Annotated in this window: 12 protein-coding genes; 4 read left to right on the plus strand and 8 right to left on the minus strand. The window is 64.6% G+C overall.

Annotated features, from left to right (window positions below):
- The first annotated feature begins 142 nt into the window (after nucleotides 1-142).
- The 3 genes from AB0L58_RS38875 to AB0L58_RS38885 are packed head-to-tail and all read left to right on the plus strand — an operon-like array spanning nucleotide 143 to nucleotide 1,804.
- Nucleotides 143-472: a hypothetical protein gene (locus tag AB0L58_RS38875; protein WP_364395513.1), complete on the plus strand. Its 330-nt coding sequence runs from the start codon at nucleotides 143-145 to the stop codon at nucleotides 470-472.
- Entirely contained in the window at nucleotides 450-971 is a 522-nt protein-coding gene (locus AB0L58_RS38880) for a DUF6879 family protein (protein ID WP_364395515.1), read from the plus strand. Before AB0L58_RS38875 ends, AB0L58_RS38880 begins: the two co-directional genes overlap by 23 nt.
- Nucleotides 968-1,804, plus strand: a complete 837-nt coding sequence (locus AB0L58_RS38885; RefSeq protein ID WP_364395517.1) for a helix-turn-helix transcriptional regulator — start codon at nucleotides 968-970, stop codon at nucleotides 1,802-1,804. Before AB0L58_RS38880 ends, AB0L58_RS38885 begins: the two co-directional genes overlap by 4 nt.
- Nucleotides 1,805-1,866: 62 nt before the next feature.
- Here AB0L58_RS38885 and AB0L58_RS38890 read toward each other — a convergent pair whose 3' ends face one another.
- The 6 genes from AB0L58_RS38890 to AB0L58_RS38915 all read right to left on the minus strand — a co-directional run bounded on the left by AB0L58_RS38890 (nucleotide 1,867) and on the right by AB0L58_RS38915 (nucleotide 10,015).
- Nucleotides 1,867-3,807, minus strand: coding sequence for an acetoacetate--CoA ligase (locus tag AB0L58_RS38890; protein ID WP_364395519.1), 1,941 nt, complete (start codon nucleotides 3,805-3,807; stop codon nucleotides 1,867-1,869).
- Nucleotides 3,808-3,837: 30 nt separating this feature from the next.
- Nucleotides 3,838-4,650 (minus strand): CoA ester lyase, encoded by an 813-nt coding sequence (locus AB0L58_RS38895; RefSeq protein ID WP_364395521.1) that lies wholly within the window; start codon nucleotides 4,648-4,650, stop codon nucleotides 3,838-3,840.
- Nucleotides 4,647-5,141: a MaoC family dehydratase gene (locus AB0L58_RS38900; protein ID WP_364395523.1), complete on the minus strand. Its 495-nt coding sequence runs from the start codon at nucleotides 5,139-5,141 to the stop codon at nucleotides 4,647-4,649. The genes AB0L58_RS38895 and AB0L58_RS38900 overlap by 4 nt, the downstream gene beginning before the upstream one ends.
- Entirely contained in the window at nucleotides 5,138-6,298 is a 1,161-nt protein-coding gene (locus AB0L58_RS38905; protein ID WP_364395528.1) for an acyl-CoA dehydrogenase family protein, read from the minus strand. The genes AB0L58_RS38900 and AB0L58_RS38905 overlap by 4 nt, the downstream gene beginning before the upstream one ends.
- 76 nt (nucleotides 6,299-6,374) lie before the next feature.
- On the minus strand, nucleotides 6,375-8,408 hold the full coding sequence (locus AB0L58_RS38910; protein WP_364395531.1) for an acetyl/propionyl/methylcrotonyl-CoA carboxylase subunit alpha: 2,034 nt from the start codon (nucleotides 8,406-8,408) through the stop codon (nucleotides 6,375-6,377).
- 5 nt (nucleotides 8,409-8,413) lie between these two features.
- A complete protein-coding gene (locus AB0L58_RS38915) occupies nucleotides 8,414-10,015 on the minus strand; it encodes a carboxyl transferase domain-containing protein (RefSeq protein WP_364395533.1) in 1,602 nt (533 codons plus the stop codon).
- 93 nt (nucleotides 10,016-10,108) lie between these two features.
- Between AB0L58_RS38915 and AB0L58_RS38920 the strand changes: the two genes are divergently transcribed.
- Complete coding sequence (locus AB0L58_RS38920) at nucleotides 10,109-10,732, plus strand: TetR/AcrR family transcriptional regulator (protein WP_364395535.1); 624 nt, start codon at nucleotides 10,109-10,111, stop codon at nucleotides 10,730-10,732.
- A 69-nt stretch (nucleotides 10,733-10,801) separates the two neighbouring features.
- On the opposite strand, the gene AB0L58_RS38925 is transcribed toward AB0L58_RS38920, so the two are convergent.
- Together AB0L58_RS38925 and AB0L58_RS38930 are read right to left on the minus strand one after the other, a co-directional pair.
- On the minus strand, nucleotides 10,802-11,548 hold the full coding sequence (locus AB0L58_RS38925) for a 3-hydroxybutyrate dehydrogenase (RefSeq protein ID WP_364395537.1): 747 nt from the start codon (nucleotides 11,546-11,548) through the stop codon (nucleotides 10,802-10,804).
- Nucleotides 11,545-12,972, minus strand: coding sequence for an MFS transporter (locus tag AB0L58_RS38930; RefSeq protein ID WP_364395539.1), 1,428 nt, complete (start codon nucleotides 12,970-12,972; stop codon nucleotides 11,545-11,547). Before AB0L58_RS38930 ends, AB0L58_RS38925 begins: the two co-directional genes overlap by 4 nt.
- Between the last annotated feature and the right edge of the window lie 2 nt (nucleotides 12,973-12,974).

Genomic DNA, 12,974 nt, shown 5'->3' on the forward strand with positions numbered 1-12,974 from the left:
ACGAAAGGCCGACCGGCGGACGTCAGAAGTGTGCCAATACTTGCCAATGTCTATGCGATTTGGGTGCATGCTGTTCTGGGAGAAGGGAACATAGTCGGATGTGCTGCAAAGAGCAGCACATTCATAGACAGGAGTTGCGGCCATGCGCTTGCGTTACCTCGGCAAGGGTGGATCGAATCATGACGGCTGTCCGACGCTGTTCGCCACCGACGAAGGCTCCTACGTCGTCCTCGGATGGCGGACCGATCAGCCGGAAACTGTGGAGATCCCGCACCTCTTGGTCGGGTTCGCTGAACCTCGCACATACATCGGGGCACCGATGAGGGATACCGGACGCGGCACCTTCACTCTGTCCGGCCGACTGGTCATCGACCAGGACACGTTGGATCAGATGACCATGGAAGACTACGAAACAGCTATCGAGGTTCCGAAGGCAGAGAGGATCTATTTTGGAATTCCGGCCGACTCGTGAAATTCTGGCAGAATCCAGACACGAAGCATTCCATTTGGAGGTCCGGGACTCGTACGGAGTGCCATCGGAAGACGAGCCTTTCCAAAAGTTCTTGACCAACGAGCCATTCGATTATCGGAAATGGTACGAGGGCTGGTCTAATTTTGTTCAGGAACTTGTGGCACACGGAGTATCGTTCAAACGGGTTCGCGTAGTCACTGTTCCGCACAGCGACTACCAGCGCTGGTCACTGACTATGGCGGCGTTCAACGTAGAAGCTGGCGAGGAGATTCGTTATCTTCCACGTCACCTTGCCGGGGAAGTGCCAAAAGACGATTGGTGGTTGATCGACTATGAAACCGTGGCATTCAACCTTTCCGATAAGGACGGCCGGGCGGTTGGCGGGTCGGCGGTAACCGACGATCCAGCGATTGTCTCCTACTGTCGGGGTGTCAAGGATCGACTCTGGAATTCGGCGACGCCGTATGACGAGTATGCGCGGATGATTTCTATCCAGTGACCAGCTCGGTTCAGGAAGCCCGGGAAGCTCTCGGTAAACGTCTACGGGAAATTCGGCGACGCGCCGGAATGTCCGGCCGAGAGCTCGCCCGCCTCGAGGGCTGGCACGAGTCGAAGGTCAGCAAGTACGAGTACGCGCGACTGAATGTGTCAGATATCGTCGTCCGCGCTTACTGCCGTCACTGTGATGCCAATGACCAGCTCGAAGACCTCCTAGCCACACTGCACAACATCGACAGTGCATATGTTGAGTGGCGTCAACTGCTCGGTACGGGCATGAAGCGTCGGCAACAGCAGACGATGAAGGTCGAATCACAAGCTACGTTCATTCGAAACTGGGAGTCAGCCGTTGTGTCGGGTTTGCTCCAAACGGCCGATTACGCAACAGCGATCATGAGAAACGTTATAGCGTTCTATCAGATTCCCGACGATTTAGACGAAGCCGTTTCAAAGCGAATGGAGCGGCAACGTGTCCTTTATCAAAAGGGTAAACGATTCCACATACTGATGGCTGAACAATCGCTCTATACCACCTTTGGGAACGATGAGGTGATGATTGGCCAGCTGGACCGCTTGTATTCGGTAATCGGGATGCCTCGGGTGACTTTGGGGATTGTTCCACATACTGCCGAAGGCTTGGTTGTGGTGGATAACTTCTTTATGTTCGACAACCGAATGGTAAAGGTTGAAGGCCATACGGCTGGCATCACCATTACCCAGCCCCGGCAGATTTCTCTCTATGGTCGTGCGTTCGATATTCTCGCTAGGCAATCCGCAACGGGTGAAGCGGCGCGGACGCTTATTCGGAAGGCTATCGAAACTCGATCCGGATAGCCCTCTCCTCAGCCGTATCCGGATCAGATATCCGACCGTGCATCCACGGCCGGTGCGCTGGTTCACTTCTCGGCCGGGCGAACGGCGGCGTACCAGTCGAGGAGTTCCGGATTGTCGACCGCGCTGCGTTCGACGACGCGGGTGGGGTCGGCGCCCTGGAAGAGTTTCTTGATCGGGACCTCGAGTTTCTTGCCGGTGCGGGTGTGGGGAATGCCGGGGGCGACGATGATTTCGTCGGGAACGTGGCGGGGGGAGACCTCGGTGCGGATGGTGGTGTTGATGCGGGTTTTCAGGTCGTCGGTCAGGTCGGTGCCGGGGGTGAGAGTGACGAACAGCGGCATCCAGTAGCCGCCGTCTGGTTGTTCAGCGCCGATGACCAGGGCCTCGGTGATTTCGGGGAGGCGCTCGACGGACTGGTAGATATCGGCGCTGCCCATGCGGATGCCGTGCCGGTTGAGGGTGGAGTCGGAGCGACCGTGCACCACGATACTGCCGCGATCGGTGATGGTGATCCAGTCGCCGTGCCGCCAGACGCCGGGGAACATGTCGAAATACGCGTCGTGGTACCGGATTCCGTCCGGATCGTGCCAGAAACGCACCGGCATGGACGGCATGGGTTTGGTGATGACGAGTTCGCCGACCTCGTCGCGGACCGGCTTGCCGTCGGCGTCGAAGGCCTCCAGTGCGACACCCAGGTAGGGCGCGGAAAGCTCGCCCGGCCAGGTCGGTACGGTCCGCGCGCCGCCGATGAAGGCGGAGACCACATCGGTGCCGCCGCTGATCGAGGCGACCTGCACATGGTCACCGACATTGTCGCCCAACCACACCGCCGACGCGGGCGGCAGTGCCGAACCGGTGATGCCCACCTGCCGCAGCGCGGTGAGATCGTGGTCGGTGCGTGGCACCGCACCCGCCTTGATACAGGCGAGCACATAGCCGGGACTCGTGCCGAGGACGGTCGCGCCGACCTGGGATGCAATGTGCCACAGCGCATCCGGGGCCGGAAAGGTGGGACTGCCGTCGTAGCAGACGATGGTCGCACCGACCAGCAGCCCGGCGACCTGGAAGTTCCACATCATCCAGCTCGGGCTGGTGTACCAGAAGAAGGTGTCCTCGGGGCCGATATCGGCCTGCAGCGCAACGGCTTTGAGATGTTCCAACACCACGCCGCCGTGCCCGTGCACGATGCCCTTGGGCAGTCCGGTGGTGCCGGAGGAGAAGACGATCCACAACGGATGATCGAAATCGACCGTCTCGGTCTCGATGACAGCGGTCTCGACATCGGTGGCCGCCTCGGTCCAGGCCAGAGCGTCCGGAACCGGCAGGCCGAGCTGGGAGACGGCGACCGTCGTCTGCACGGTGTCGAGCCCGGCCCGCAGCGCCGCGATATCGTCGCGTTTGTCGTGCGTCTTGCCACCGAATCGGTAGCCGTCGGCGGTGATCAGCACGGTGGGTTCGAGCTGGCCGAGCCGGTCCAACGCCGCCTTGGGCGAATAGTCCTGACCACAAGCGCTCCACACCGCACCGATGCTCGCGGTGGCCAGAAAGGCGATCACCGCCTCCGGAATATTCGGCAAGTATCCGGCGACCCGATCACCTGGGCGCACACCGAGCGAGCGCAGTGTGCGCGCGAATGCCGCGGTGCTGTCGATCAATTCGCTCCAGGACACCTCGCGCACCGCAGCGTCCTCGGTCACCGCGATGATGGCGGGCCGGTCGGTGCGGAACTGCCGTACCACCTGATCGACATAGTTCAGCCGGGTGCCCGGAAACCACTGCGCGTCCGGCATTTCGGCGCTCGCCAGCACCTTGCCCGCGATCGGGCCGAGCTCGAAGTAATCCCACAGCGCACCCCAGAAACCGGGCAGATCGTCGACCGACCACTGCCACAGCGATCGGTAGTCCGGCGTCGACCCTCCGGTGCGGGCAGCCGCGAACCGGGCGAAGTCGGTGATGCGCGCCGCCGCGATATCTGATTCGGTCGGCACCCATTGTGGTTGCACCGCATTACCTCCTGGCTGAGTCTTCGAAAATCAGGTGTGGTTCGCGCGCCGCACGATCTGCTCGGCATGCCGTAGCACCGGGGCATCCACCATGCGGCCCTCGAATGCGAAGACACCCCGATGGTTCGGGACCTCATCGAGCACCCTGCGTGCCCAGTCGATTTCGTCCTCCGACGGCGCGTAGGCCGCCCGGATGACCGGCACCTGGCTCGGATGGATCGCCACCTTGGCGTCGAAGCCGACCGCGACCGCGTCGAGCGCTTCGGCGCGCAATCCGTCGAGATCGCGGATGTTCAGATACACCGAGTCGAGCGCGAATTTGCCGTACGCCTTGGCCGCGAGCAGGGTGGTCGAGCGAACATGGCGGGCCACATCGCGATAGCTGCCATCGGCATGCCGACTGGAGTTGCCGCCGAGCCCGGCGACCAGATCCTCCGCACCCCACATGACCCCGATCGCATTGCGCGCCAATACCGCTCGCCCGACCGCCATGGCGCCGAGCGGCGATTCGATCAGCGCGATCACCTCGTAGTCGGCGAGTGAGCCGAGTTGTTCGGCGGATTCGGCCTTCGCCAGCATGATCCGCCGATATTCGGTGCGCGCCAGCGCCGCGAGATCCAGCTCGTGCTCATCGGTGCCGACGGCATTGATCCGCACCACGGTGGTCTCGGGATCGAGTGGGGTTTCGACGAGCGCATTGCGCCCGGCCGCCTTATCTCCGGCGGCGACCCCGTCCTCGAGATCGATGATCACCACATCGGCTGCCGCGGCGGCCTTTTCGAAGCGTTCGGGGCGGTCGGCCGGGCAGAACAGCCAGGCCGGTCCGGGCAGTTGCCAACTCATGCGGACCTCGGTTCCTTGCGTACCAGCGTCTGGCGTACCGCTGTGGCCACGATATCGCCGTGCTGATTGCGGGCCGTATGCGAAAAGGTGACGATGCCCTCGCCGGGACGGCTCTTCGATTCGCGCTTGTCGGTGACCACGGTTTCGGCGTACATGGTGTCGCCGTGGAACAGCGGCTTCGGGAAGGCGATCTCCGAGAACCCCAGATTGGCGACGATCGTGCCCTGGGTCAGCTGCGCGACCGAGAGACCGATCAGGGTGGACAGGGTGAACATCGAATTCACCAGACGCTGGTGGAACGGCGGCAGCTGATCGCTGAAGGCCGCGTCCAGGTGCAGCGCCTGGGTATTCATGGTCAGCGTGGTGAACAGGACATTGTCGGCCTCGGTAATGGTCCGGCCCGGCCGGTGCTCGTACACCACACCGGTCTCGAACTCCTCGAACCACAGGCCGCGCTGCACCACCCGGCGTGGGGCGTCCGTCTCCGTCACAGGCCCAGCTCCCGTCCGATCAGCATCAACTGCACCTCCGTTGTGCCCTCGCCGATCTCCAGGATCTTGCTGTCGCGATAGTGCCTGGCCACCGCGTATTCGTTCATGAAGCCGTAGCCACCGAAGATCTGGGTGGCGTCGCGGGCATTGTCCATGGCGGCCTCGCTGGCCACCAGCTTCGCGATGGAGGCTTCCTTCTTGAAGGGTTTGCCCGACAGCATGAGTGCGGCGGCGTCATAGTAGGCGGTACGCGCGGCATGGGCGCGTGCCGCCATGCGGGCGATCTTGAAGGCAATGGCCTGATTGCGGCCGATGGCCTGACCGAAGGCCTCGCGCTCCTTGGCGTAGCGCACGCTCTCGTCGACACAGCCCTGGGCCGCGCCCACCGACAGCGCCGCGATGGCAATCCGGCCCTCGTCGAGAATGCGCAGGAAGTTGGCGTAGCCGCGACCGCGCTCGCCGAGCAGATTCTCCTCCGGCACTCGGACGTCGGTGAAGCTCAACGGATGGGTATCAGAGGCATTCCAGCCGACCTTGTTGTAGGCGGGTTCGGCTACGAATCCGGGGGTGTCGGTGGGCACCAGGATGGTCGAGATCTCCTTCTTGCCACCCGACTGCCCGGTCACCGCGGTCACGGTCACCAGTCTGGTGATATCGGTGCCGGAGTTGGTGATGAACTGCTTGCTGCCATTGATGACCCATTCGCCGCTGTCGGCGACCGCGGTGGTCCTGGTGCCGCCCGCATCGCTGCCCGCACCGGGTTCGGTGAGGCCGAAGGCGGCGAGATTGCGGCCACTTGTCAACTGCGGCAGCCATTCCTGCTTCTGCTTATCATTGCCGAAGCGGTAGATGGGCATGGCACCGAGCGAAACACCGGCCTCGAGTGTGATCGCCACGCTCTGATCGACCTTGCCGAGTTCCTCCAGCGCCAGGCACAGTGCGAAGTAGTCGCCGCCCATGCCGCCGTACTCCTCCGGGAACGGCAGACCGAATAGACCCATCTCGGCCATACCCGCGACGACCTCGTACGGAAACGTATGGTTCGCATCGTGTTCGGCGGCGACCGGGGCGACCACCGACTTCGCGAAATCCCGCACCGTCAGTGCGAGGTCGCGATAGTCCTCGGGCAGTGTGCCGGTGGACAAAAAGTCGGTCATGACCGCGCCTCGCTGACGCTCGGCTCCGTCATGCCCGACAGGTCGGCTGTGTTCATTGTTCGTTCGCTTCGCTCACTCATGCGGAAATTCCTTCTCGCTCGACGGTTTCGGGTTCGGTGGCGGCCGCGATGATCCGCACCAGCGGCTGGTCCAGGCGGACCTGGGCGCCCGGTTGGACCAGGACCTCGACGGTGCCCGCCACCGGTGCGGTGAGCGTGTGCTCCATCTTCATGGCCTCGACCACCACGACCGGGGCCCCGACGGCGACGGTGGCACCATCGGCGACCGGTACCGCGATCACCGAACCCGGCATGGGGCTGCGGATTTCGGCGTCACCGACGTGTTCGGCGCCGCCGCGGACATTTACCTCGGCCACCTCGCGCAGCACCGCGACACCGGACGGTCCGGCCACCCAGAGCTGTCCGTCGTGCTCGGCGACGCGGTACTCCCGGCGCAGGCCGTCCAGCGTCAGGACGAGCATTCCGTCGGTGAAATCGGCAGTGACCGTGACCGATTCGCCGCTGTTGAGGTGCGCCTCGGCGGCATCGGGCGTACCGGTCAGGTAGACGTGCTCGGTGCGGTCACCACCGGCGAGCCGGATGGTGGTCGGTGCGGGTGTGCCGATGCGCCACCCGGACGGGATGTCCCACGGATCGCTCGCCGTCGCGGGCCAGCGCCGCAGCCAGTGATAGGCGGCGGCGGCGATGAATTCGTCCGCGCCGACGGCGGTGGGTCGGAAGTCGCCGACCCGGCGATCCAGCAGTCCGGTATCGAGTTTCCCCGCGACCACATCCTGGTCGGCCAGCAGGAAGCGCAGGAACTCGATATTGCTGGTGACGCCGAGCAGCACGGTATCGCTCAGTGCCCGATCGAGTTTCGCGAGTGCGGTACGGCGATCGGCGCCGTGCACGATGACCTTCGAGAGCATCGGGTCGTAATCGCTGCCGACGACGGTGCCGATACGCAGGCCCGAATCCACCCGCACGCCGCTACCTTCGGGCTCGGACAGGTCGAGCACCGTGCCGCCGGTGGGCAGGAAGCCGCGGCCGGGATCCTCGGCGTAGACACGGGCTTCGATCGCATGTCCGACGAGCTTCAGCTCATCCTGGTCGACCGCGAGCTTCTGCCCGGCCGCGATCCGCACCTGGCACTCCACCAGGTCGATCCCGGTGACCAGTTCGGTGACCGGATGTTCCACCTGCAGCCGGGTATTCATCTCCATGAAGAAGAATTCGTCCGGCCGATCGGCGGACACGATGAATTCGACCGTGCCCGCACCGACATAGTCGACGCTGCGCGCGGTATTGCACGCGGCCGCGCCGATGCGCGCCCTCGTCGCCGCGTCCAGCAGCGGTGACGGTGCCTCCTCGATGACCTTCTGATGCCGCCGCTGCAGACTGCACTCGCGTTCACCGAGGTGGATCACGTGGCCGAATTGGTCGGCCAGGATCTGCACCTCGATATGGCGTGGCCGGGTGACGAATCGCTCCAGGAAGAGGGTGTCGTCACCGAATGCCGCGGCCGCCTCACGCCGGGCGCTGACCAGCGCGGCGGGCAATGCCGATGGCTCCTCGACCAGCCGCATACCCTTGCCGCCACCTCCCGCCGACGGCTTGACCAGTACCGGATAGCCGATATCGGTTGCGGCGTCGATCAATTCGGCGTCGGTAAGGCCCGGACGCGCGATACCGGGGACTACGGGCACATCGAAGGTGGCGACGGTGTTCTTCGCCGCGATCTTGTCGCCCATGATCTCGATCGCCTCGGCGGGCGGTCCGAGGAAGACGATGCCCGCCTCGGCCAGCGCGGCGGCGAAAGCGGCATTCTCGGAGAGGAATCCGTAGCCGGGATGCACGGCCTCGGCGCCGGTGCGCACCGCCGCGGCGACCACTTTCTCGATATCGAGATAGCTTTCCCGCGCCGGTGCCGGACCGAGCCGCACGGCGGTATCGGCCTCGTGCACGTGCCTGGCCTGCGCGTCCGCATCGCTGTAAACCGCGACGGAGCGAATCCCCATGGTGCGCAAGGTGCGAATGACGCGCACCGCGATCTCGCCGCGGTTGGCGACGAGCACGGTGTCGAAACCAATGGGATGGGAATTGTTCATCATCGCGCTCACATCCGGAAGACGCCGTAGGAAACGGGTTCGAGCGGTGCCTGCGCACACACCGAAAGGGCAAGTCCGAGTACGGTTCTGGTATCGGCGGGGTCGATCACGCCGTCATCCCAGAGCCGCGCGGTCGAGTAGTACGGATTGCCCTGATGTTCGTACTGTTCCCGGATCGGCGCCTTGAATGCCTCCTCGTCCGCGGCCGACCACGGCTGTCCGCTGCTGTCGAGTTGATCTCCGCGCACCGTCGAAAGCACCGAGGCGGCCTGTTCGCCTCCCATGACCGAAATTCGCGCATTGGGCCACATCCACAGGAAGCGCGGCGAATACGCGCGCCCGCACATCGAATAGTTGCCCGCGCCATACGATCCGCCGATCACCACGGTGAGCTTCGGCACTCGTGCGCAGGCCACGGCGGTGACCATCTTGGCGCCGTGTTTGGCGATACCACCCGCCTCGTAATCGCGCCCGACCATGAAGCCGGTGATGTTCTGCAGGAACAGCAGGGGAATCTTGCGTTTATCGCACAGTTCGATGAAATGCGCGCCCTTCATGGCGGATTCGCTGAACAGCACGCCGTTATTGGCGACGATGCCGACCGGATGGCCGTGGATGCGGGCGAATCCGGTGACGAGCGTCTTGCCGTATTCGGACTTGAATTCGTGGAATCCACTGTCCGCGTCGGTGCCACCGTCGACCAGTCGGTGGATGACCTCGCGTACGTCATATGGGGTGCGCAGATCGACGGGGACCACGTCGTACAGTTCGGACTCCGGCTTCGCGGTCGCGACGGTCGGCGTCACCTCCCACGGTGCGGCGGGGCGCGGGCCGAGCGTGGCCACGATGCGGCGCACGATGCGCAGCGCATCCTGGTCGTCCTCGGCCAGATGATCGGTGACTCCCGAAGTGCGCGAATGTAATTCGCCGCCGCCCAGCTCCTCGGCGGTGACCACCTCACCGGTCGCGGCCTGCACCAGCGGCGGCCCGCCGAGGAAGATCGTGCCCTGATTGCGCACGATCACCGCCTCGTCGCTCATCGCGGGCACGTATGCGCCACCGGCGGTGCAGGAACCGAGTACGGCGGCGATCTGCGCAATGCCCTTGGCGCTCATGGTCGCCTGGTTGTAGAAGATGCGCCCGAAGTGCTCCCGATCCGGGAAGACCTCGTCCTGCCGTGGCAGGAACGCGCCGCCGGAGTCGACGAGATATACACACGGCAATTGGTTCTGCAATGCGACCTCTTGGGCGCGCAGATGCTTCTTCACCGTCATCGGGTAGTAGGTGCCGCCCTTGACCGTGGCGTCATTGGCCACGATCACACATTCCCGCCCGGCGATCCGGCCGATACCGGTGATGATTCCGGCGCCGGGAGATTCGTCGTCGTACATGCCGATCGCGGCCAGCGGTGAGAGTTCGAGGAATGGGCTGCCCGGATCGAGCAGTTGATCCACCCGCTGCCGTGGGAGCAGCTTGCCGCGGGCCACATGCCGCTCGCGTGCCTTCGCGGGCCCGCCGAGCGCCGCAGCGGCCAGCCGGGCGCGCAGATCCTCCAGTAGCGCCCCATGCGCCGTGCGGTTGTCGACCTCGACCTGTTCGGTCACCGTCATCACGCCGTCCTGCCATCCGGTTAGTCGCCGATAACTGGAATTCAGGTTAATGTTGATTAACCGAGATGTCCAGGTGTGCTGAAAGGAGCGCGTGTGACCAGCACCGACCCCGTCGCACCCACCCGCAGGGAGCAATTGAAGCTGCAGCGAAGGGCGCAGCTGCTCGATGCGGGCGCCCGGCTCATCGCCGATCGCGGCTTCCTCGGCATGCGCCTGGACGACCTGGGCGCGGCCGTCGGGATCAGCGGGCCCGCGGTCTACCGGCACTTCCCGAATAAGGAGGCGCTGCTGGTCGAACTGCTCATCGGGGTCAGCCAGCGGCTGCTCGACGGTGGCAAGGCAGTGGTGGCGCGGACCGGGTCGGCGCGCGAGGCACTGTCCGGGCTGGTCGATTTCCATCTGGACTTCGCGCTCGGCGAGCCCGAACTCATCCGGATCCAGGACCGCGACCTCGAGAACGTGCCGGCCGGTCCCAGGCGCGAACTGCGGCGCACCCAGCGTCACTACGTCGAGATCTGGGTGGCGGTGCTGCGGGAGCTGTATCCGGAGCTGCCGGAGGAAACCGCGCGGGTGCAGGCCCATGCCGGCTTCGGCCTGATGAACTCCACGCCGCACAGTGCCACCACCGCCACCGCCACCCGGGCCCGGCCGATACTGCGTCGCATGGCGCTGTCCGCACTGGGTCAGAACGCACTGGGTCAGGCCGAACTGGGCTGATCGCCCGCCGCTTTTCAAGCCTCTGCCAGCCCCGACGGAGCGGGTCCTACGAGCAAAATCAACACACCATCACCGTGCGGTCCACCCGCCGTCCATGGTGTAGGACGCGCCGGTGACCATGCCCGCATTCGGCGAGGCGAGCCAACCCACCAGTGACGCGACCTCTTCCGGCTCCACCAGGCGCTTGATCGCACTCTCGGTGAGCAGCACCCGCTCCAGCACCTCCTGTTCGTCGATGCCGTGCGCCTTGGCCTGATCGGCGATCTGCTTGTCCACCAACGGCGTTCGGACATAGCCCGGATTGACGCAATTGCTCGTCACGCCATGGCGGCCGCCCTCGAGCGCGGTCACCTTGGACAGGCCCTCCAGGGCATGCTTGGCCGTCACATACGCGACCTTGTATTCGGACGCGCGCAGCCCGTGCACCGAGGACAGATTGATGATCCGGCCGAAGCCCCGCCGATACATCTGCGGCAATGCCGCGCGGATGAGCAGGAACGGCGCTTCGACCATGAGGGTCATCAGGTTCCGGAATCGCTCCGGCGGGAAGTCCTCGATCGGGTTGATGCTCTGCACACCGGCGTTGTTCACCAGGATGTCCACATCCAGGGTGAGTTGTTCCAGTGCCGCGACGTCGAGAAGGTCTATGGCCCAGGCTTTTCCGTCGAGTTCGCCCGCGAGTGCCTTCGCGCCGATGTCATCGATATCGGCGATGGTGACGGTGGCGCCGCGTGCCGCGAGTTCGCGGGCGCAGGCGGCGCCGATGCCGCTGGCGCCGCCGGTGATCAGGGCGGAACGTCCGATCAGATCACTCATGTGAGCTCCGCTCGTAGGGCGTCGGCCGGTGCAACGGGCGCCGCCGGGGTGGGTGCCGATTGCGTGGCGAGGGTTTCCACGTCGGCGTTGTCGATGCTCTCCAGTGCGATACCTTTCGTTTCGCGGGCGAACAGGACCGCGATCGCGGTGATCACCGCGGCCGCGGCCAGATACACGGCGATCGGTACCGCTGATCCGTAGGTATTGAGCAAGCGGACCGCGATGATCGGGGCGAGCGATCCGGCCACGATCGAGGTGACCTGATAACCGAGGGAGACACCGGAATACCGCATCCGGGTCGGGAACATCTCGGCCATGATCGCGGGCTGGCCCGCATACATCAAAGCGTGGAACACCAGGCCGATGATGATCGCGGACATGATGATCGCGTTGTGGCCGCTGTCCATCATGGGAAAGGCGAAAAAGCCCCACGTGCCCGCGGTGAGCGCGCCGACCAGGTACACCGGCCGCCTACCGAAGCGATCGGAGAGCATGCCCGCCAACGGGATCACGACCAAGTGCACGGCGTGTGCGGCGAGCAGCCACCAGAGGATGACCTTGGTGTCGACGTGCACATGCACCTTGAGATAGGTGATGGTGAAGGTGACCACCAGGTAGTAGAGGATGTTCTCGCCGAAGCGCAGTCCCATGGCGGTGCATACGCCGCGCGGGTAGCGCCGCAGCACCTCGACGACACTGAGCGAATCGGCCTTGATCTGTTCGATTTCCTGCTGTGCCGCGACGAAAATCGGCGCGTCGGTGACCTTGGTGCGGATGTAGTAGCCGACCAGCACGACCACCGCGGACAGCCAGAACGCCACGCGCCAACCCCAGCTGAGGAAGGCGGCGTCGGACAGCGTCGAGGTCAATGCCAGCAGCGCGACCGTCGCCAACATATTGCCCACCGGCACCCCGGCCTGCGGCCAGCTCGCCCAGAAACCGCGGCTCCGGTTCGGACTGTGTTCGGCTACGAGCAGGACCGCACCACCCCATTCGCCACCGACCGCGAAGCCCTGGATGAAGCGCAGGACGACCAACAAGGTCGGTGCCCAATAACCGATCTGGGCGAAGGTCGGCAGACAGCCCATGAGGAAGGTCGCGCTGCCGACGAGCACCAGACTGAATTGCAGCAGCTTTTTGCGGCCGTATTTGTCACCGAAATGTCCGAAGACGACACCGCCCAGCGGGCGTGCGGCGAATCCGACGGCGTAGGTGATGAAGGCGGCGAGGATCGCGTCGAGATCGCTGGTGCCCTTGGCGAAGAACACCTTGCTGAAGACGAGTGTCGCGGCCGTGCCGTAGAGGAAGAATTCGTACCACTCGACGACGGTGCCCGCCATGGACGCGGCCACCACCCGCTTCAGTCCGGCCGGTATCCCGCCGGGGTCGTTTCCCGTCGGCCGCATCGCATCGCGCACACTCATCG

This window comes from Nocardia sp. NPDC052112 (assembly GCF_040680135.1).
Taxonomy (GTDB): domain Bacteria; phylum Actinomycetota; class Actinomycetes; order Mycobacteriales; family Mycobacteriaceae; genus Nocardia.

Coding starts and splice junctions, on each gene's coding strand:
- AB0L58_RS38910 (WP_364395531.1), bottom strand. CDS start 8,408: ATGATGAACAATTCCCATCCCATTGGTTTCGACACCGTGCTCGTCGCC.
- AB0L58_RS38925 (WP_364395537.1), bottom strand. CDS start 11,548: ATGAGTGATCTGATCGGACGTTCCGCCCTGATCACCGGCGGCGCCAGC.
- AB0L58_RS38895 (WP_364395521.1), bottom strand. CDS start 4,650: ATGAGTTGGCAACTGCCCGGACCGGCCTGGCTGTTCTGCCCGGCCGAC.
- AB0L58_RS38905 (WP_364395528.1), bottom strand. CDS start 6,298: ATGACCGACTTTTTGTCCACCGGCACACTGCCCGAGGACTATCGCGAC.
- AB0L58_RS38875 (WP_364395513.1), top strand. CDS start 143: ATGCGCTTGCGTTACCTCGGCAAGGGTGGATCGAATCATGACGGCTGT.
- AB0L58_RS38930 (WP_364395539.1), bottom strand. CDS start 12,972: ATGAGTGTGCGCGATGCGATGCGGCCGACGGGAAACGACCCCGGCGGG.
- AB0L58_RS38915 (WP_364395533.1), bottom strand. CDS start 10,015: ATGACGGTGACCGAACAGGTCGAGGTCGACAACCGCACGGCGCATGGG.